Here is an 18153-nt window from a genome sequence, read left to right as displayed (position 1 = left end):
TTCTCCCTGCAACATGCAAAACGGGCAAGCCGCCCCCGCAGGGGCGGGCGTGCCCGCGATCAGTACAGCCTGTGGCTCAAGAAGCCTGCAAACGCCGCTTCTCACTCATCCGACTGCGGCTATAGAGCACCACGATCGCCAGAATGGCCAGCGCCTGGGCGGCCAGCGAATAGGCGTCGGCATGAATGCCCAGCCAATCGAAGTCGAAGAATGGCACCGGGCGGGTGCCGAAGATACCCGCCTCCTGCAGCGCCTTGACCCCGTGCCCGGCAAACACCACCGACAAGGCGCAGAGCAGCGCCGCGTTGATGCTGAAGAACAGCGTCAGCGGCAGCTTGGCCGAGCCCCGCAGGATCACCCACGCCAGGCCTACCAGCAGCACCAGGGCGGTGGCGCCACCGGCCAGCACCGCGTTGTGCCCGGCAGGGCCGGCCTGCAGCCACAGGGTCTCGTAGAACAGGATCACCTCGAACAACTCGCGGTAGACCGAGAAAAATGCCAGCACCGCGAAACCAAAACGCCCACCACCGCCCACCAGGCTGCTCTTGATGTAGTCCTGCCAGGCCGCCGCATGCCGGCGGTCGTGCATCCACACCCCGAGCCACAGCACCATGACGCTGGCGAACAGCGCGGTAGCGCCCTCCAGCAGTTCCCGCTGGGAGCCGCTGACATCGATCACGTACGCCGCCAGGGCCCAGGTTCCCAGGCCGGCCAGCAGGGCCAGGCCCCAACCGACGTTGACGCTGCGCACCGCCGATTGCTGCCCGGTGTTACGCAGGAACGCGAGGATCGCCGCCAGCACCAGGATCGCTTCCAGGCCTTCACGCAGCAGGATCAGCAGGCCGGAGATGAAGCTCAGGGACGCGCTCAGGCTGTCACCGCCCAACAGTTCGGCGGACGCCTTGAGCTTGGCCTTGGCCGCATCAAGGCGCTGCTCGGCCTGGGCCACCGGCAGCCCGTCCTGCAGCGACTGGCGGTAGGCCATCAAGGCCTTTTCCGTGTCCTTGCGCACCGTGGCATCGACATTGTCCAGGGAGCTTTCCACCAACTCGAAGCCTTCCAGGTAAGCCGCTACCGAGAGGTCGTAGGCTTGCTCGTGATCGCCGTTGCGATAGGCCGCAAGACTCTTGTCCAGGGTCGACGCGGTGTAGTCCAGCAACTGCGCCGGGCCACGCTTGACCTGGGGTGGCTGGGCACGCTGGGCGCGGAAGCTGGCCGCCGCTTGCGGGCCCTGGGCCGCCAGCACTTCGCCGGGAGTCTGCCGGGCCAGATCGGACAGGTTGAAACTCTGCGCGCCTTTGGCGGCAGCGGGGTCGGCACTGAAACTGGCGATGTAGGTAGCCAGGTCCCAACGCTGGCGATCATCCAACTGATCGGTGAAAGACGGCATATCAGTGCCTTCGACACCCAGCCCCAGGGTGTTGTAGATGGCATACAGGCTCAACCGATCGAGCCGCGCGGCATCGCGCAGGTTGGCCGGTGGTGGAGTCATGCCGACACCGGCCGGGCCGTCGCCGGCACCGTTTGCGCCGTGGCAGACCGAGCAATGCTGGGCATACAACGGCGCACCGCGAGTCGGGTCCGGGGTAATGATCGGCGCCTGGCTGACTTCATAAGCCACCGCCAGCCGGGCCCCCATCTGCCGCGCCTGGCGAGCCACGAGGTCACCGTCCACCCGATCGGCAACCGCCTTGCGCAGGCTGGCAACGCCTTGCTCCAGTTCCGCCTTCTCCGGCTTGGCCGGCAGATCGCCGATCAACCCCTGCAAGACTCCGAGAAACTCCACCTGCTCGCGGTACTCGGACTCATCGATAACCTGGCCTGCCTCGACGGTGGCCGGGTAGTCGGCGCCAATGTAGTCCAGCAAATGCAGGGCCTTGGGCGCGCCATCAACGGTATCGGCCAGCAGGTTGAAGCTGCAGAGCACCAGCACCGGCAGCACCAGCAATGCCAGTAAACGGGAAGGGGCAGTCATGAATGAATCTCAAAGGGAAATACGAAGTAACATATTGTTCCCTCCCTATCGGTTTCACTCAAGGCTTATCGGCCCGCAGAAACATGTTCAACTGCCGCAGGCCGGCCTGGGTCAAGCCCGCACTGCACCGCAAGCGTGCAGGAGCACTGCGGCCTGCAGGCGCTCAACACCATGGCGTGCCCGCCCCCCACCAAGGGGAACCCCCGTTCTTGATACCCCATCGAGGCTCAACGAACAGCGGCCTGAATAGTGGCAATACCCAATCAAATTGCATCTAAAAAGCCATTACAGCGTCAGAATCCACGTCTATAATGCCGCGCCCTCGTTATCGCGATAAGGCATTTAAGCTCCTCTTCTTATGAGGAATTGGCAGGGTAGCCATTGTTCCTGCCAGTGAGTTCGTCCAGCCCGACTCGCACGCCAGGCTGTCTCATTCAGGGAAGAAGTACCCATGGCATCCCGCGCCCTCACCTTGATTGCCCTCAGCGCAGTCACCCTGCTCGCCGGTTGCTCGGCCTTTCGCAGCTACGACAGCGAACTTCAGGAAACCAACCAGCAATTGCGTGCCGGCAATCTCGATGCCGCCCTGACCCTGCTGGAAAAGAACAACCAGGGTGAAGACAAGGACCTCCTCTACTACTTCGAGAAAGGCGAGTTGCTGCGAGCCAAGGGCGATCTGAATGGCAGCCAGGCTGCCTGGGGCCATGCCGACCAGGTGGTGGGCAACTGGGAAGACTCGGTCAAGTTCGACAGCGACAAGTACCTGGCCCAGTTCGGCAGCTTTCTGGTCAATGACAAGGTCCGCCGCTACGAAGGCTACGACTACGAAAAAGTCATGCTGACCACCCAGATGGCCATGAACCTGCTGGCCAGCAATGATTTCGATGGCGCCCGCATGGCGATCAAGAAAACCCACGAGCGCGAAGCGGTGATCGCCGAGCTGCGGGACAAGGAATACCTCAAGCGCGAGGACGAGGCCGAGAAGCAGGGGGTCAAGACTCAGTACAAGGACCTCAAGGGCTACCCGGTGGAAGCCCTCGATGCGCCAGACGTGGTCAACCTGAAGAACAGCTATCAGAGCGCCTTCAGCCACTACCTGGCCGGCTTCGTCTATGAAGCCCTGGGCGAGAAGGACCTGGCGGCACCCGGCTACCGCAAGGCCGCCGAGCTGCGCCCCAATACTCCACTGCTGGAGCAGGCACTGCTGAACCTGGATGAGCCCGCTGCGCCGGTAGCGGTTGAAGCCCCTGGCAAATCCTCGACCAAGTCCAAGCGCAAGGCTTCGGCCCAGGCCCCGATCAAGGCGCTGGTGCCGGTCCTCGCGGCTGACGAAAGCGACGTGTTGATCGTGGTGCAAAGCGGCCTGGCTCCGGCGCGTGACTCGGTGCGCATTCCCCTGCCCCTGCCGATCAACGACCATCTGGTGATCACCCCGCTGTCATTCCCGGTGATCAAGGCCGACACCTCGACCCAGGCCTTCGCCCAGATCGGCATCGACGGCCAGCAGCAGAACCTGACCCTGCTCAACAGCACCACTGCCATGTCCCGCCGGGCCCTGCGTGACGACATGCCGGGGATCATCCTGCGTACCACCGTGCGCGCCGTGAGTCGTGGCATCGCGCAAAAGAACCTCAACGAAGTCAATCCGCTGGCCGGCCTCGCCGTCGGCCTGGCTTCGGCGATCACCGAAGGCGCCGACACCCGCACCTGGCGCACCTTGCCGGACAACACTCAGGTGGCGCGCCTGCGCCTCAAGCAGGGCGAACACAGCCTGAGCCTGCCCAACGCTCTGGGGGGCACCCAGGTACAGGTCAAGGTCGACCAGCGCTACCAGGTGATCGCCCTGCGCGTGGTGGGCAACCGGGTATTCAGCAGCGGCCTGGCTGCCCAGGTCATCCCGAACAACGCCGGCCAGGCCATGGCCAGCAACCAACGTCCCTAAGCGGAGCTCCTCATGCGCGTGAAACTTCTCGCTGTTGCCGCACTGGCCCTCCTGGCCGGTTGCACCACCCCTGCGCCTCCGGCCCCCGGCAGTGCCGCGAGCAAGGTGGTGGTGATGAACAAGTTCAACAATATCGCCATCGGTGCGATGCGGGTCGCCCGTGAAAACGGCTTCCTGACGGTCAAGGTGGCACTGAACAACACCAGCCACACCAACATGACGATGTACTACCGCTTCGTCTGGCTGGGCGACGACGGTTTCCCGGTGGCCGACGAGGAAAGCTGGAAAGTCTTCAACCTGTACGCGGCCCAGGCCACCTTCCTGCCGGCCATCGCGCCGGTGCCCAAGGCCACCGACTTTCGCATGGAAGTCAAAACCCAATAAGCCGTCCCTGAACCCGATCAAGAGAACACTTCCATGTTTGCACGCTTTTCCTTCCTCGCCGTGGCCGCCCTGCTGGCCAGCGGCTGCGCCAACAACTCCCCGGTACTGGGTGGCAAGAACATCAGCTACGGCGACAGCAAGGCCGTGGAACTGGTGACCAACGAGTTCGGCTCCACCGACCTGCAGATGATCGCCGAATCCATGACCCGCTCCCTGGCCCAGTCCGGCATCCTCCAGGGCCGCCCGGTGGTGCAGGTCTACGACGTGAAGAACAAGACCAGCGAGTACATCGACACCCGCGAGATCACCACCTCGATCAAGACCCAACTGATGAAGTCCGGCACCGCCCGCTTCGCCAGCGATAACACCGCCATGCAGAGCCAGGTCGACCAGCTCAAGCTGCAGAACCAGAGCGGCCTGTACAAGAAATCCACCGTGGCCAAGACCGGCAACATGATCGCCGCCAAATACCGCCTTGAGGGCTCCATCAGCTCCATCGTCAAGCGCAGCAGCGATTACAAGGACGTCTTCTACAAATTCAGCCTGCAGTTGATCGACGTCGAGAGCGGTCTGGCCGAGTGGATGGACGAAAAAGAGATCCGCAAGACCACGGAGCGCTAAACGATGCGTGCATGGATTGGCATCCTGGCCCTGGCCTACGCCTTCAGCGCGCAGGCGGCGCCGAAAGTCGCAGTCACGGACCTGGCCTACCAGGAGCGTGTGCAGGAGTACATTCACCTAGTCTCGGCCCAGCAGAACTATCGCGAGGGCTACTACAGCTCCAGCGGCTCGGCCAGCTACAACGAACTGGAAGCCAGCACCAGCTACATCGAAGAAGGCGAACTGCGCAAGTTCACCGGTGACATCAAGGGCGGGATCCTCAAGTCCGGGATGTTCCAGCTGGTGCAGGGCTCGCCCCACACCGATGCGTCCAAGGCCAACGTCTATGACGTGATCAAGCGCATCAAGGCCGGCAACTTCAAGGGTGCCGACTATGTGCTGTTCGGCACCGTGTCGGACATCGACTTCACCCAGGACATCAACGAGCTGGCCAATACCAACAGCTACTCGGCGGTGCTGGGCCTGACCCTGGTGGCGGATTTCAGCCTGATCAACACCCGCACCTTCGAGATCACCTCGGCATTCACTGCCATGGGCGAAGGCCAGGACACCAAGCTGGTGAACAGCCGCGACATCCGCGTCTCGCTGAACCGGCCGCGGGTGGTGCGCGAAGTGTCCAAGGCCCTGGGCGAGGATGTCACTCGGCAGATGGCCGAGCAGTTGGGCCGTGGCGGCTACGAGCAGCAGGGGCAGGCGCCGATGCGCAACAACCTGCCGCCGGACACGGCGCCGGTGATTCTGCGCTAACGCTTACGCCAACGAAAAAGGCGACCCATGGGGTCGCCTTTTTTTATCGCCGGAGAACCTACACCGCAGCCTTGCGGATGGTTGCCAGCAAGCCCGCTGCGCCGATGAACAGCCCGGCGAAAGTGCGGTTCATCCGCCGCTGCTGGACCGGGGTGCGCAACAGCCGCAAGACCTTGGACGCCAACCCGGTGTAGCCGGCCATGACAATCAGGTCGACCACGATCATGGTGGCGCCGAGGATCAGGTATTGCTTGAGCAATGGCGCATGAGGATCGATGAACTGCGGCAGCACCGCCAGCATGAACACCAGGGCCTTGGGGTTGCTGATGTTCACCAGGAAGCCGCGGAACACCAGGGCCAGGGGCTTGCCGATGGGACGGATGGCCGCGTCGTCGCTGAGGTCGCTGGGCAGCGCCCGCCACTGTTTCACTGCCAGGTAGACCAGATAGGCCACACCGAACCATTTGATGGCATAGAAGGCGGTGGCAGAGGCGGCAAGGATGGCGCCCACGCCGGCCGCGACAATGGCGATCTGCATGGCCAGGCCCAGTTGCAGGCCCAAAGCGTTCCAGTAACCGCGCCAGAAACCGTATTGCAGACCACAGGACATGGACGCAATGGCACCTGCCCCGGGAGAAAGACTGATCACCCAACTGGCGGCAAAAAACGCCAGCCATGTCTCAAAAGCCATCGCACACCTCGGATCGAATTTGGTCGTGACTGCCTAAGCTAATCCTCCGACCGGCGACTGACCATGTTTTTTTGTCGGACAGGCGCTACTCGACCCTGGCAGTCACTGCCACAGCGGCTACAGGCGCGCTCTAGCAGTGAGCGGCTACTTTTCGCCCGTCCCCACGGGCAGCACGTCGCTGCCGCGCCACCGGCGCACGGAGCGCTGGAAGAACAGGCTGTTGGGCACCTGCACCATGGCGCTGCCGGTGCCGGCCTCTTCGGACTCGATCAGGGTGGTGTACAGCAGGTTGATCGCCACGACCCGGCCCTTGACCCCGGGCTTGTCGACGGTGTCCACCAGCTCCACCACATCCCCCAGGCGAAACGGGCCGACAGTGAAGATCAGGATCGCGCACAGCAGGTTGGAGAGCACGCTCCACATCGCGAAGAAGGCCACGGCCGCCACCGCGACGAAGCCGGACAGGGCCGTCCACAGCACTGTGGCGGACACCCCCAGACGCTCCAGGACGAAGATCACCGCGCTGCCCATGATCAGCCAGCGCAGGCCGCCGCGCAGCGGCATCAGCAATTGCGGCGGGAACGGGTAACGCTCGCCCAGGCGGGTCAGGCCACGGGCCACGAAACGCTGGGCCAGATAGCCCGCCAAGAGAATCAGCAAGATCTGCACGCCAACCCACAACGGACCGATCCACTGCGCCGGCAACGGCAACTGCAGCGCCTCCATCAGGACAGCGCCTCCAGCTCGGCCTGCATGCTTTCCAGCAGTTCCAGGGCCTCCATCCAGGCCTCTTCCAGCTCGGACTCACGGACCTTGAGCTTGGCCTGCTCGGCCAGCAGGTCCCGCAGTTCATCCTTGCGCGCTGCCTCGTACAAACCGCTGTCGCCGAGGCTGGCCTCGATCTTGGCCAGGCGCTCATGCACCTTGCCCAGCTCGGTTTCCAGCTTGTCGGCTTCTCGCTTGTGCGGTGCCAGCTGCTGGCGCAGGGCGGCAGCGGCCTGGCGCTGGGCCTTCTTGTCGGTCTTGTCCGGATTGACCGGAGCATTGCTGACCGGGGCATTGCGCTGGCGGTAATCCACCAGCCAGCGGGTGTAGTCGTCCAGGTCGCCATCGAACTCTTCGACCTTGCCGTCGGCCACCAGGAAGAAGTTGTCAGTGGTGCTCTTGAGCAGATGGCGATCGTGGGAGACCACCAGCACCGCGCCACTGAACTCTTGCAAGGCCATGGTCAGGGCCAGGCGCATCTCCAGGTCCAGGTGGTTGGTGGGTTCGTCGAGCAGCAACAGGTTCGGCCGCTCCCAGGCGATCAGCGCCAGCGCCAGGCGGGCCTTTTCACCGCCCGAAAAATTCAGCACCGGCTCATCGATACGGGCGCCACGGAAGTCGAAGCCGCCGAGGAAATCGCGTAGGGGCTGTTCGCGCTCGGTAGGAGCCAGGCGCTGCAAGTGCAGCAACGGGCTGGCCTTGGCATCCAGAGAGTCGAGCTGATGCTGGGCGAAATAGCCGACGACCGTGTTCTCGCCACGGGTCAGGCGGCCGGCCAGGGGCTGCAGCTCACCGGACAGGTTCTTGATCAGGGTCGACTTGCCGGCACCGTTGGGGCCCAGCAGGCCGATCCGCGCACCCGGCGTCAGTTGCAGCTTGACCTTCTCCAGGATGGTGCGCTCGCCATAACCCAGGCGCGCGTCGGAGAGGTCGATCAGGGGGCTGGAGATCTTCGTCGACTCGCGGAAGGTGAAGTCGAACGGCGAGTCGACATGGGCTGCCGACAGTTCTTCCATGCGCTCCAGGGCCTTGATCCGGCTCTGGGCCTGGCGGGCCTTGGTGGCCTGGGCCTTGAAGCGGGCGATGTAGCTTTCCATGTGCGCACGCTGCGCCTGCTGCTTCTCGTAGGCCTGCTGTTGCTGGGCCAGGCGTTCGGCACGGGCCCGTTCGAAAGCGCTGTAGCCGCCGCGATAGAGGGTGATCTTGCGTTGATCCACGTGGGCCACGTGATCGACCACGGCATCGAGGAAGTCGCGATCGTGGGAGATCAGCAGCAAAGTACCGGGGTAGCCCTTGAGCCACTCTTCGAGCCAGATGATGGCGTCGAGGTCCAAGTGGTTGGTGGGTTCGTCGAGCAACAACAGATCCGACGGGCACATCAGCGCCTGGGCCAGGTTCAGGCGCATCCGCCAGCCCCCGGAGAAGTCGCCGACCTGGCGGTCCATCTGCTCGTTGGTGAAACCCAGGCCGGCCAGCAGTTTGCGGGCGCGGGCGTCGGCAGTGTAGCCGTCGGCGCTGTCCAGTTCGGCATGCAGGCGCGCCTGGGCAGCACCTTCGTGGGCCGCTTCGGCGGCGGCCAGGTCATGCTGCACCTGGCGCAGGCGCAGGTCGCCGTCAAGCACATAGTCCACCGCCAGGCGCTCGAGGGTATCGACCTCCTGACGCATGTGGGCAATGCGCCAGTCGGCCGGCAGGAAGCAGTCACCCGAGTCCGGGTGCAGCTCACCGCGCAGCAGGGCGAACAGGCTGGATTTTCCGGCGCCGTTGGCACCGATCAGGCCGGCTTTATGGCCGGCGTGCAGGGTCAGCTCGGCGTCTTCTAGCAGACGTTGCGGACCACGCTGTAAAGTCAGGTTCTGAAGTCGAATCATAATGGCGGCGGAGTCTACCAGCTTCGTTCGCAACTGGCGCGAGTAGCACTATGTCCTCTGACCTGTGGAGCTTTGCCCTGAAGACCTATGCCCTGCCCGGCGTGCAGGAGGCCTGCCTGCAATTGCAGGAAAGCGGGGCCAATGTCTGCCTGTTGCTTTGCGGGGCTTGGCTGGGTCGACAGGGAATAGGCTGTGATCAACATCGCCTGAAGCAGCTTGAAGAGCTGACGGTACCCTGGGACCGGGAGGTGGTGCAGCCTTTGCGCAACCTGCGGATCGGGTGGCGCGAGGCAGCGAGCGCAGACACCGAATTAAGCGCCTTGCGTGAACAGCTCAAGAGCCTGGAACTGGAAGCCGAACGGCAACTGCTGCTGCGTCTGCAGGCACGAGCGCAAGGGTGGCCCGCAGCTCAGGCACAGAGTCTGGAGGCTTGGCTGGAAGGACTGGCGGCCGAAGCCGCCGACCTCAACCGCGATGCGCTGCAAGTGCTGCGCCTCGCGGTGACCGGCGCTTAGGAAGCGCTGGAGGGGGTGCTGGCCGCAGGCACAGCGGGAGTTGCGGGTGCACTGGCAGCCGGTGCAGGAGCCGCTGGCGCTGCTGGCTTGACCGCAGCCGCTGCAGGTGCCGCCGGCTTGGCTGCAGGGGTCGCAGGTTTGGCCGCGGCTGGCTTGGCGGCCGCTGGTTTGGCCACTGGCTTTTTCACCGCCGGTTTGGCAGCAGGCTTGGCTGTGGCAGGCTTGGCGGCCGACGATGCAGCGGCAGGCTTGGCGGCTACTGCTGGCTTGGCAGCGGGTTTGGCTGCGGGTTTGGCGGCAGCCTTTACCGGTGCTTTTGCAGCAGCAGGCTTGGCCACTGGTTTGGCTGCAGGTTTAGCCGCAGCGGGTTTGGCAGCTGCAGTTTTAGCCGCAGGTTTCGCCGCGGGCTTGGCTGCAGGTTTGGCTGCAACAGGTTTCGCAGCGGGTTTGGCAGCAGGCTTGGCCGCTGGTTTGGCAGCGGCTTTAGCTGCGGGTTTGGCTGCAACCGGTTTGGCGGCAGGCTTGGCAGCAGGTTTTGCCGCAGCAGATTTAACGGCCGCAGGCTTGGCTGCGGGCTTGGCCGCGCTGGCAGCGACAGGTTTTTTCGCAGCCGGTTTAGCTGCTGGCTTGGCTGCAGGTTTGGCTGCTGCTTTAGCGGCGGGCTTGGCGGCGGGCTTCTTCGCTGCAACGGCTGCCGGCTTGGCATCGCGAGAGCTCAATGCCTTGCCTACTGCTTCCTTCACACGACCAACGCCTTGAGCCAGTTTCAGGCTTTCCTGGGCGTCGCGCTTGAGTTGCAGAATGTAGGTACGGGTTTGCGCCTGACGCTCTTTCAACGCGTCGAGCAGGTCTTCGAGTTCCTTGACTGCGGTCTTGGCCTTGGCTTGTGCCTTGGCCTTGCCAGCTGTCGCGGCGTCCTGCAGTTTAGTACGCGATTTGTGCAGTTTTTCCTGTGCCTTGCCCCGTTGTTTTTCCAGCTTGGCGAGCAATTTTTCAGCATCAGCCAAGGCTTGGGAACAAGCGTTTTCCAAATGTTCGAGCAAGCTGCCCGACAGCTGTTGGAGCAAATGCAACGGAGTATTTACAGGCTTCTTATTGGCCGACATGGTTTACCTCCTGGCTGACGTGAGTTGCGGCTCATACTAGACCTCTGCTGCTACCGCCGCTAGGGCATGTTGACAGTATCGAAAGCCTGGCGTTGCAGCCGATTGAAAATGTTCTTCGCGCCCACCGAAGTTGCTCACCAACGAGCGCTTTGTCGCTGGCATAATCCACCGCAATTCAGGCCGGAGAGTGCCCATGTCGCGTTACCTGTTTTTATCCTTGAGCCTGTTCCTGCCACTGGCTCAAGCGGCTACCGAAGCACCACCCAATAGTGCCCACGATCTTGCCTACAGCCTGGGGGCAAGCCTGGGTGAGCGCTTGCGCGACGAAGTGCCCGACCTGCAGATCCAGGCCCTGGTCGAAGGCTTGAGAGCGGCTTACCAAGGCAAGCCACTGGCGCTGAAAAGCGAACGCATCGAACAGATTCTCGCCGAGCACGACACCCGGATCAGCGAGCAGTCGGCCAAGTCCCAGACAGAAACTGCGCTGAAGAACGAGCAGCGTTTTCTCGATGAGGAAAAGGCCAAGCCCGGAGTTCGCCAACTGGCGGAGGGCATTCTGCTGACCGAGTTGAGCCCCGGCAGCGGCAACAAGGCCAGCCCCAACGGATCGGTGCAGGTGCGTTATACCGGGCGCCTGCCTGATGGCACTGTGTTCGACCAGACCCAGCAGCCACAGTGGTTTCGCCTGGACAGCGTGATCGCCGGCTGGCGCAGCGCCTTGTCGCAGATGCCCACCGGGGCCCGATGGCGCCTGGTGATTCCGTCGAGTCAGGCCTATGGCACAGAAGGCGCCGGCGACTTGATCGCACCCTATACGCCACTGGTGTTCGACATCGAACTGCTCGGCGTTTCCGGCTGAAGCGCCACAACGAAAAACGGCACGCCGAAGCGTGCCGTTTTTTTATTGGGTGCCGGTCTCAGGCTTGTGCCACGGCTTCCTGCTTGTGGGCGTTATGCAGCACTTCGATCAGGCAATCTTCCAGCTCGAAGCGCTCGTGCAACAGGCCACCCAGTTCCTTGAACTTCTGCGCCACGCACTGGCCGGCATCGCACAGGTCGTTGAACGCCAGGAGCTTCTCGGTGATCACGTCGATGCGCGGATAGAGGGTGTCGGCCAGCTCAAGCCCGCGCGTGTCGCCAAAAGCCTTGGCTTCGCTGGTCAGCTGTTCGTAGATTTCAAAATGGCCGGCGGAAACATAGTCCACCAGGATCCCGCAGAATTCCTGCAGGGGTTTCTTGCTCTCGCTCAGTGCCTCGGGCTCGGCGCCCAGCGCATCATAGGCTCGAACCAGTTCGTGACGCTCCTGCAACCATCGGTCGATCAGCAGGTGCACTCCACCCCAGCGTTCCTGAGCATTCTGACAACTTTCGAGCATGGTGATCTCTCTTCCCCTATGGGTCATGCCGCTTGCCCGCCGCCCCCCGTTGGAGACTCTGGATCCGGTCAGGTGCAACAGCATCGAGCAACATAATTCCAGTGACGCGTGCGGGCCAGATTATGCCCGCTCGACAACAGCTTCAAGGTACGCAGGAGATAAAGTTCATACAAGCGTTTAATCCTCCGCCCTCAGCCAAACACTGACTCAGGGCAACGCCACAGCGTTGCGGGCAGCGCGCATCAGGCGTAGCAGGCGGTAGCCACTGAAGATCAGCAGGCTCACGAAAAACAGCAGGCTCCACTCCGGCAGACTCATGTCCAGCAGGGTCCAGGAGACTTCGGCACAGTCTGCGGTGCCCATGAAGGTCAGTTGCAGCGCCTGCCACCAGGACAGATTGCGCAGCATGAATGGCATGTCCGGCAAGCACGCCAGGAGCTGTTCGGAAGGAATGTTCTGCAGCAGCACATGGCGCCCGGCGGTGATCACCCCGAGCACCCCCAGCAGCAGGTTGATCCCCCAGTAGACCACCCGCCCCCGGCGCCCCGGCCCCTGTATCACCGCCAGCAGGTTGACCCCGCCGAACATCAGCAACAGCAAACGCTGGACTCCCCACAACGGACAGGAATCCAGGCCGCCACCGGATTGCAGGTTGAACGCTGCCCACGAGGCCAAGGCCCCCACCAGGAACACCAGGGAGAACAGCAAGCGAGAGCCGGCCAGCGACATGAGATATCCGTAACGGGAGAAACAGGCTGCCACGGTAGAGAAAGCGCTCGCTCCTTTCAAGGAGCGCTATGCCGCAGATGATCGATGATCAGCCAAGGTCCAATCAGACCCAGGAAGGCCGGTGACCTGCAACAGGCAACCGGCCCCGGTGGGCGTCTCAGACCCGGGCCGGCACCGGCAACGGAGAAGCCAGCAGGCGCTCGTCCAGCAGCCCCAGGCCTTCCTGGAACAGCTGGTTGCTACGCTCGGTGTCGCCCAACTGCGCCAGCAGTCGAGCCAGCTCTGCACAGGCTTCCGGGTTGCGCTGCAGCCGCAGGCTGCTTTCCAGGTAATCCCGGGCCTTGCCCCACAGGCTGTTCTGCAGGCACAGGCGACCCAGGGTCAGCAACAGGCTCGGGTCATCCGGATGATCCTTGAGCCAATGCTCGGCCGTCTGCAATTGCCGTGACGGATCGCTGCCACGCACCAGGCCGTACAGCCGGGCCAGATGACTTTCGTAGTGGCGCTTGAGAGCGGTACGCAGTGCTTCCTCGGCCTCGGCCGAAGCGCCCAGTTGGCGCAACTGCTCGGCATAGGCCAGCACCAGTTGCGGCTCCTGGCGCTGCGCCGAGGTCAGTTGCTGCCAGGCACGATTGAGCGATTGCAGTCCTGCGGTCTGATCCTCTTCTCGGCGCGCGGCCAGGGTCAGGTTCTCGCCCCAGGCCCGGCGCTCCAGCTCCTGCAGCTCGCTGGCTGGCAGGACCTTGTCCTTGCGCAGTTCCGGTAGCAGGCGGATCAGCGCCGACCAGTCGCCGCGCTGCTGATGCAAGCGCTGCAATTGGCGCAGCACCTGGACACTGTGGGGATGACGCTCATGCATGGCTTGCAGGGTGCTCAGCGCACCTTCGGTATCACCGCGATCGGTCTGCAACTGAGCATGACTCAGCGCCACGGCCAACTCCGCCTGGGGCTGACGGGTCAGGGCTCGCTCCAGCAGGCGATCGCATTCTTCATAGTGGCCCTGCTCGTTGGCCGCCCGGGCGGCACCAAGGTAGTACAGCAACGGTTGCCGCTCAGCCTCAGCGGCGCGATGAAGATGCTTCTGGGCACTGGCCCAGCGCCCTTCAGCAAGGTCCATCTGGCCCTGCTCGATGGCGATCTGCACTCGGCGGCTGCGATTGCGCCGCGACCAGGGATTGACCACCCCACCGGACACCATCACCAGCTCGACCAGCAACTTGATGCCCCAGATCACCAGCCAGATCAGCGCAATCAGCGCCACGGTCGCCCACAGGCTGGACTCGTAGCGAAAGCTGCTATAGGCAATCAACACGTACCCGGGGTGCTCGGCGATTGCCAGTCCCAGCAAGCCGATAGCGGCAATGACCAGTAGCACAATCACATAGGCGCGCTTCATGGACTCGTCTCCTGGGCGGTGTCCGCCGCAGGCTTGGGCAGAGGCTTGATCGAGTCCTGCGCATTCAGGTTGCGCCGCTCCAGGTAGGCCTGGACCGTACTCAGGGTCTTGGCCAGGTCCGGCGTGACCACAGTCACCGGCTGCTTGCTCAACTCCACCAGGCGCTCAAGCATGACCTTGCTTTGCGGGTTGTCCTGGTTGAAGTTGCCGGTCAGCACATCGCGGGCTTCGGTCAGCGCCTGGGTATAGACCGCTGCCTGCCCATTCAAGGCGGCCCATTGTGCCTGCTCCAGCGCCAGGCTCAGCGCCAGGCGCACCTGGGTCAGCCCCTGGCCAGCCAGCAGTGGGCGAATGTTCTTGTCGGCGTTGAAGTCGATGCGGAAGTAGCGGGAGATCTGGTCCCACCACTGGGCCCAGCGGCTCGCGCCGTCGCCGTCGGCGGTCAATCCCAGCAGCGAATCGCCGCGGTCCTTGTACTCCGGAGCCACCGCGCTGAGTTCAAGGATCTGATCGCGCAGGGCGCCCAACTGCAGGAACAGGCCGGTACGATCCGGCTGCTCGGTGCTGCGCAGGGCCGCCAGGCTCTTGGCCAATTGCTCACGGGCGGCGAAGGAGCCCGGATCATTCTGCTCCCGCAAAATGTCGTCAGCACCCTGAACCAGGGCCTGGGCGCTGGTGATGTCCTGCAGCGCGGACAATCGCAGGCTGGCCAATCGCAGCAAGTGCTCGGCTTCGGCCAGGCGCCAGTCCTTGCGGCTGGCACCCAGCACGGTCTCCAGGCGCTGGTTCAAGCGCTGTTGATCCGCTTGCAACTGGGCGACCAGGCGGCGCCGGTCTTCCAGCTCATCGGCCGCCGGCAGCTGTTCCAACCGCGCACTCAAGCGTTGCTCACTGAGCTTGAAACTCTGGGCCTGGTCCCCCAGTGCTTGCAGCTGATTCAACTGCTGCTGGTGATTGGCTTGCAGGCTGCGCACCTGCCAGATCCCCCAGCCGCCGGCAGCAACACCCGCCGCCCCCAGCAGCAGGGCCAGTATCGCCAACCCGTTGCCACGACGCTCAACGGTTGGGGTCGTGGGTTCAACCGGTGTCTCGGGCACCGGCCGGACTTCATCTTTAGGCAAGGCTGTTTCGCTCACGTATCCATCCTTTGCGTTAGAGAACGGGCACGGGTTGCTCCCGTAACGCCGTTAGCAAAGCCGCGGCGCTGGCGCCGCGACAATCCACAACTTTTTCCGCCCCGGCGGCACGCGCCATGTCGGCGACCCTGGGGCTTGGAACAAACAACGGCATCTTCGCCAACTGCGGCCAGGCCGCGCCGGCCAACTGCCGCAAGTGACTAAAACCCTGTCCACTGCTGACCACCAGCCCGTTCAAGCGTTCCCCCGCAATCCGCTGGGGCAGCGCAGCCTCGGCGTAGTGCGGCAGGCAACGGCGGTACAGTTCCAGATAATCGACACTAGCACCTAGGCCGCGCAAGCGCTCAGAGAGCAGCTCGCGGCCCCCCTCCCCCCGCACGATCAGCACTCGCGGATCAGGCCGCAGGATAGCCTCGCGTAATCGGGGAAGTTCAAGCAAGGCTTCGCTGTCATCACCCTGCGCAGGATAGGACACCTGCACACCGGCATCCTCGAGGATCTGCGCAGTGGCGGCGCCCACGGTGAACCAGCCCTGGCGTGGCAGCTGCGGACAATATTGCCGCAACAGATCCAGGCCCAGGTGCGCCGCAGGCTTGCTGACCACGATCACCGCGCAATAGGCCTCCAGCTGCAGCGCTGTCGCGCGCTGCGCCTCGGTAACTGGCAAGGCTTGAATCTCCAGCAACGGCAGGCTGCTGCTGAATACCGCGGACTCGGCCAGGATCGCCGCCAGCGCGGCGCAATCCTCGCTCGGCCGGGTCAGCAGCAGGCGCCAGCCAGTCACTCTTGGCCCGCCTCGCCGTAGACTGCACGCAGAATGTCATCGGCGCCCTGGGCCAGCAGCTCGTCCGCCACTTGCACGCCCAGCTCGGCAGCCGACGCCCGCGGGCCGCGCGCCTGGGCGCTGAGCAGGCGGCCGCCGCTGGGCTCGCCCACCAGGCCGCGCAGCCAGAGTTGCTCGCCTTCCAATACCGCGTAGCAGGCAATCGGCACTTGGCAGCCGCCGTTCAGGTGCTTGTTCAGCGCTCGCTCGGCGGTTACTCGGCTGGCGGTATCGGCGTGATGCAGAGGCGCCAGCAAGGCGTGAATCTCGGTGTCGACGCTGCGGCACTCGATGCCCACCGCGCCCTGGCCACCGGCGGGCAGGCTGTCCTCGACACTGATGGAGGAACTGATGCGGTCCTCGAACCCCAGGCGGATCAGGCCTGCGGCCGCAAGGATGATGGCGTCGTACTCACCGGCATCCAGCTTGGCCAGGCGAGTATTGACGTTGCCCCGCAGGAAGCGGATCTGCAGGTCGGGACGATGGGTCAGCAACTGGGCCTGGCGGCGCAGGCTGGAGGTGCCCACCACGCTGCCCTCGGGCAACTGCTCAAGGCTGGCATAGGTGTTGGAGACAAAGGCGTCCCGAGGGTCTTCGCGCTCACAGATGCAGTACAGGCCCAGGCCTTCGGGGAAGTCCATGGGCACGTCTTTCATGGAATGCACGGCGATGTCAGCCTGGTTTTCCAGCAGCGCGGTTTCCAGCTCCTTGACGAACAGGCCCTTGCCGCCAATTTTCGACAGGGGCGAGTCCAGCAGCTTGTCGCCGCGGCTGACCATGGGCACCAGGGTCACGACGAGGCCGGGATGGGCCTCCTGCAGACGGGCTTTGACGTATTCGGCCTGCCACAAGGCCAGAGCACTTTTGCGGGTAGCGATGCGGATTTCGCGAGAGGACATGGATCAATCCGTACTGAATAGATACGGCAGATAATAACAGCTCAGCCAAAGCAGCTTTGACTTGTATCAGAAACGCAGCGTCCTCCCGACGCCAGGCTCCCCCTCAATACCAACCTCAAGTGCCGATCTAGAGCTGCTGCATCATCTTGCGCACGCCTGCCACATGCCGCCGGCTGACAATCAGCGCATCGCCATTGAGCCCCTTGAGGTACAGCTGGAAATGCCCCAGGGGGGTGCGCTGCAAGCGCTCGATCCGCTCGCGGGCCACCAGCGCGTTACGGTGGATACGCACGAAACGCTCACCGAACTCGTCCTCCAATGCCTTCAAGGGCTCATCAAGAAGCACTTCGCCCCCCTCATGGCGCAAGGTCACGTATTTGTGGTCGGCGATGAAGTACACCACCTGGGCCAGGGGTATCAGTTCGATGCCTTTGCGGGTCCGGGCGCTGATATGGCTGCGCGGACCGCTGCCACTCTCTGCCGCAGGCCGGGTCAGGACCGCCAATTGCACTCGGTTGGGTCTCTCGGCCTTTTTCAAGGCTTCCAGCAGGAGTTCGGAACGCACGGGCTTGACCAGGTGGCAGACGCCACTGGCAGTGAAAGCCTCAAGGGCGAATTCGTCCGGGGCCGCGCAGAACACCAGCGCCGGAGGCGTCTCGCGCTCGCACAGCTTGCCGGCGACTTGCAGGCCGTCCAGCCCGGGCATGCGAACATCGAGCAAGACGATATCCGGCTTCAGGCTGTCGATCAGGCTCAATGCCTCTTCGCCATTGGTGGCGCTGGGCTCCAGGACACTGTATCCCTCAAGCTCACTGACCATCCGGCTCAGGCGCTCGCGGGCTAGGGGTTCGTCATCAACGATCAGGACATTCATATTGCGCTGGATTCCTGCGTGAGTCTCGCACAAGGATAGCGTAGACAGGTGGAGTGACCTCCGTCACGGCGATCCACGCTAAGACTAGTGCGAAGGCCAAAAAGTGCCGCAAGTCGGGCACCAATATTTACCCGTACCTGCCCGATACCGCCCAAGGTCGATGGATGCGCGACGGCGTCGCAGGGAATGCCGGTATTCAACACGAAGCCCCCCTCGTTACTCTGGTCGGCGTCCACCCTGCCCGCGCCCGCCTCGTTTCATGGGCGGGTTGTCTGGACCGAAGCGGCGTGAACTCAATGAACC

At 63.6% G+C, this 18153-nt stretch carries 18 protein-coding genes and 1 pseudogene; 6 read left to right on the top strand and 13 right to left on the bottom strand.

Annotated features, from left to right (window positions below; translation table 11 throughout):
- Window positions 1-76: 76 nt before the first annotated feature.
- Entirely contained in the window at window positions 77-1975 is a 1899-nt protein-coding gene (locus U873_RS0125325; RefSeq protein ID WP_025130906.1) for a cytochrome c/FTR1 family iron permease, read from the bottom strand.
- Window positions 1976-2426: 451 nt separating this feature from the next.
- On the opposite strand from U873_RS0125325, the gene U873_RS0125320 reads away from it, so the two are divergent.
- The 4 genes from U873_RS0125320 to U873_RS0125305 are packed head-to-tail and all read left to right on the top strand — an operon-like array spanning window position 2427 to window position 5669.
- A complete protein-coding gene (locus U873_RS0125320) occupies window positions 2427-3917 on the top strand; it encodes a COG3014 family protein (RefSeq protein ID WP_025130905.1) in 1491 nt (496 codons plus the stop codon).
- A gap of 12 nt (window positions 3918-3929) precedes the next feature.
- On the top strand, window positions 3930-4301 hold the full coding sequence (locus U873_RS0125315; protein ID WP_025130904.1) for a YcfL family protein: 372 nt from the start codon (window positions 3930-3932) through the stop codon (window positions 4299-4301).
- A 33-nt stretch (window positions 4302-4334) separates the two neighbouring features.
- On the top strand, window positions 4335-4922 hold the full coding sequence (gene lpoB / locus U873_RS0125310; protein WP_025130903.1) for a penicillin-binding protein activator LpoB: 588 nt from the start codon (window positions 4335-4337) through the stop codon (window positions 4920-4922).
- 3 nt (window positions 4923-4925) lie between these two features.
- Window positions 4926-5669, top strand: coding sequence for a hypothetical protein (locus U873_RS0125305; RefSeq protein WP_025130902.1), 744 nt, complete (start codon window positions 4926-4928; stop codon window positions 5667-5669).
- Between the two features lie 58 nt (window positions 5670-5727).
- On the opposite strand, the gene U873_RS0125300 is transcribed toward U873_RS0125305, so the two are convergent.
- From U873_RS0125300 to U873_RS0125290, 3 genes are all read right to left on the bottom strand, one after another.
- A complete protein-coding gene (locus tag U873_RS0125300; protein ID WP_025130901.1) occupies window positions 5728-6360 on the bottom strand; it encodes a LysE family transporter in 633 nt (210 codons plus the stop codon).
- A 144-nt stretch (window positions 6361-6504) separates the two neighbouring features.
- Window positions 6505-7086, bottom strand: coding sequence for a mechanosensitive ion channel family protein (locus tag U873_RS0125295; RefSeq protein WP_025130900.1), 582 nt, complete (start codon window positions 7084-7086; stop codon window positions 6505-6507).
- Entirely contained in the window at window positions 7086-8996 is a 1911-nt protein-coding gene (locus U873_RS0125290) for an ATP-binding cassette domain-containing protein (RefSeq protein ID WP_025130899.1), read from the bottom strand. Before U873_RS0125290 ends, U873_RS0125295 begins: the two co-directional genes overlap by 1 nt.
- A 50-nt stretch (window positions 8997-9046) precedes the next feature.
- On the opposite strand from U873_RS0125290, the gene U873_RS0125285 reads away from it, so the two are divergent.
- Complete coding sequence (locus tag U873_RS0125285; RefSeq protein WP_025130898.1) at window positions 9047-9511, top strand: TIGR02444 family protein; 465 nt, start codon at window positions 9047-9049, stop codon at window positions 9509-9511.
- On the opposite strand, the gene U873_RS35460 is transcribed toward U873_RS0125285, so the two are convergent.
- Window positions 9508-10617 carry an AlgP family protein gene (locus U873_RS35460; RefSeq protein WP_043274639.1) on the bottom strand — a complete coding sequence of 370 codons (1110 nt, stop codon included), beginning with the start codon at window positions 10615-10617 and terminating at the stop codon, window positions 9508-9510. The genes U873_RS0125285 and U873_RS35460 overlap by 4 nt on opposite strands.
- A 193-nt stretch (window positions 10618-10810) precedes the next feature.
- On the opposite strand from U873_RS35460, the gene U873_RS0125270 reads away from it, so the two are divergent.
- The gene (locus U873_RS0125270; protein ID WP_025130896.1) at window positions 10811-11476 is read left to right on the top strand and encodes an FKBP-type peptidyl-prolyl cis-trans isomerase; all 666 of its coding nucleotides are present in this window, start codon (window positions 10811-10813) and stop codon (window positions 11474-11476) included.
- Window positions 11477-11534: 58 nt separating this feature from the next.
- Here U873_RS0125270 and U873_RS0125265 read toward each other — a convergent pair whose 3' ends face one another.
- From U873_RS0125265 to U873_RS37720, 8 genes and pseudogenes are all read right to left on the bottom strand, one after another.
- The gene (locus U873_RS0125265; protein WP_025130895.1) at window positions 11535-11993 is read right to left on the bottom strand and encodes an Rsd/AlgQ family anti-sigma factor; all 459 of its coding nucleotides are present in this window, start codon (window positions 11991-11993) and stop codon (window positions 11535-11537) included.
- Window positions 11994-12200: 207 nt separating this feature from the next.
- Window positions 12201-12722 (bottom strand): disulfide bond formation protein B, encoded by a 522-nt coding sequence (locus U873_RS0125260; protein ID WP_025130894.1) that lies wholly within the window; start codon window positions 12720-12722, stop codon window positions 12201-12203.
- Between the two features lie 157 nt (window positions 12723-12879).
- Entirely contained in the window at window positions 12880-14118 is a 1239-nt protein-coding gene (locus U873_RS0125255) for a heme biosynthesis protein HemY (RefSeq protein WP_025130893.1), read from the bottom strand.
- A complete protein-coding gene (locus U873_RS0125250) occupies window positions 14115-15254 on the bottom strand; it encodes a uroporphyrinogen-III C-methyltransferase (RefSeq protein ID WP_025130892.1) in 1140 nt (379 codons plus the stop codon). Before U873_RS0125250 ends, U873_RS0125255 begins: the two co-directional genes overlap by 4 nt.
- A 16-nt stretch (window positions 15255-15270) precedes the next feature.
- A complete protein-coding gene (locus U873_RS0125245) occupies window positions 15271-16038 on the bottom strand; it encodes a uroporphyrinogen-III synthase (protein WP_025130891.1) in 768 nt (255 codons plus the stop codon).
- Window positions 16035-16976: a hydroxymethylbilane synthase gene (gene hemC, locus U873_RS0125240; RefSeq protein ID WP_025130890.1), complete on the bottom strand. Its 942-nt coding sequence runs from the start codon at window positions 16974-16976 to the stop codon at window positions 16035-16037. Before hemC ends, U873_RS0125245 begins: the two co-directional genes overlap by 4 nt.
- 127 nt (window positions 16977-17103) lie before the next feature.
- A complete protein-coding gene (locus U873_RS0125235; protein WP_025130889.1) occupies window positions 17104-17850 on the bottom strand; it encodes a LytTR family DNA-binding domain-containing protein in 747 nt (248 codons plus the stop codon).
- Window positions 17847-17984: pseudogene (locus tag U873_RS37720) on the bottom strand (sensor histidine kinase); the annotation flags it as partial. The pseudogene U873_RS37720 and the gene U873_RS0125235, both read right to left, overlap by 4 nt.
- Window positions 17985-18153 lie beyond the last annotated feature (169 nt).

Source organism: Pseudomonas sp. PH1b, from assembly GCF_000633395.1.
In the GTDB taxonomy this organism is placed as follows: Bacteria; Pseudomonadota; Gammaproteobacteria; order Pseudomonadales; family Pseudomonadaceae; genus Aquipseudomonas.
Note: the sequence above shows the minus strand (reverse complement) of the source record. Positions and strands in the feature narration are given on the sequence as shown.

What these genes read in the sequence shown, in the direction of transcription:
- U873_RS0125265 (WP_025130895.1), bottom strand. Translation starts at nt 11,993, where the DNA reads ATGCTCGAAAGTTGTCAGAATGCTCAGGAACGCTGGGGTGGAGTGCAC.
- U873_RS0125270 (WP_025130896.1), top strand. Translation starts at nt 10,811, where the DNA reads ATGTCGCGTTACCTGTTTTTATCCTTGAGCCTGTTCCTGCCACTGGCT.
- U873_RS0125320 (WP_025130905.1), top strand. Translation starts at nt 2,427, where the DNA reads ATGGCATCCCGCGCCCTCACCTTGATTGCCCTCAGCGCAGTCACCCTG.
- U873_RS35460 (WP_043274639.1), bottom strand. Translation starts at nt 10,617, where the DNA reads ATGTCGGCCAATAAGAAGCCTGTAAATACTCCGTTGCATTTGCTCCAA.
- U873_RS0125300 (WP_025130901.1), bottom strand. Translation starts at nt 6,360, where the DNA reads ATGGCTTTTGAGACATGGCTGGCGTTTTTTGCCGCCAGTTGGGTGATC.
- U873_RS0125325 (WP_025130906.1), bottom strand. Translation starts at nt 1,975, where the DNA reads ATGACTGCCCCTTCCCGTTTACTGGCATTGCTGGTGCTGCCGGTGCTG.
- U873_RS0125255 (WP_025130893.1), bottom strand. Translation starts at nt 14,118, where the DNA reads ATGAAGCGCGCCTATGTGATTGTGCTACTGGTCATTGCCGCTATCGGC.
- U873_RS0125315 (WP_025130904.1), top strand. Translation starts at nt 3,930, where the DNA reads ATGCGCGTGAAACTTCTCGCTGTTGCCGCACTGGCCCTCCTGGCCGGT.
- U873_RS0125295 (WP_025130900.1), bottom strand. Translation starts at nt 7,086, where the DNA reads ATGGAGGCGCTGCAGTTGCCGTTGCCGGCGCAGTGGATCGGTCCGTTG.
- U873_RS0125305 (WP_025130902.1), top strand. Translation starts at nt 4,926, where the DNA reads ATGCGTGCATGGATTGGCATCCTGGCCCTGGCCTACGCCTTCAGCGCG.
- hemC (WP_025130890.1), bottom strand. Translation starts at nt 16,976, where the DNA reads ATGTCCTCTCGCGAAATCCGCATCGCTACCCGCAAAAGTGCTCTGGCC.
- U873_RS0125235 (WP_025130889.1), bottom strand. Translation starts at nt 17,850, where the DNA reads ATGAATGTCCTGATCGTTGATGACGAACCCCTAGCCCGCGAGCGCCTG.
- lpoB (WP_025130903.1), top strand. Translation starts at nt 4,335, where the DNA reads ATGTTTGCACGCTTTTCCTTCCTCGCCGTGGCCGCCCTGCTGGCCAGC.
- U873_RS0125285 (WP_025130898.1), top strand. Translation starts at nt 9,047, where the DNA reads ATGTCCTCTGACCTGTGGAGCTTTGCCCTGAAGACCTATGCCCTGCCC.
- U873_RS0125260 (WP_025130894.1), bottom strand. Translation starts at nt 12,722, where the DNA reads ATGTCGCTGGCCGGCTCTCGCTTGCTGTTCTCCCTGGTGTTCCTGGTG.
- U873_RS0125290 (WP_025130899.1), bottom strand. Translation starts at nt 8,996, where the DNA reads ATGATTCGACTTCAGAACCTGACTTTACAGCGTGGTCCGCAACGTCTG.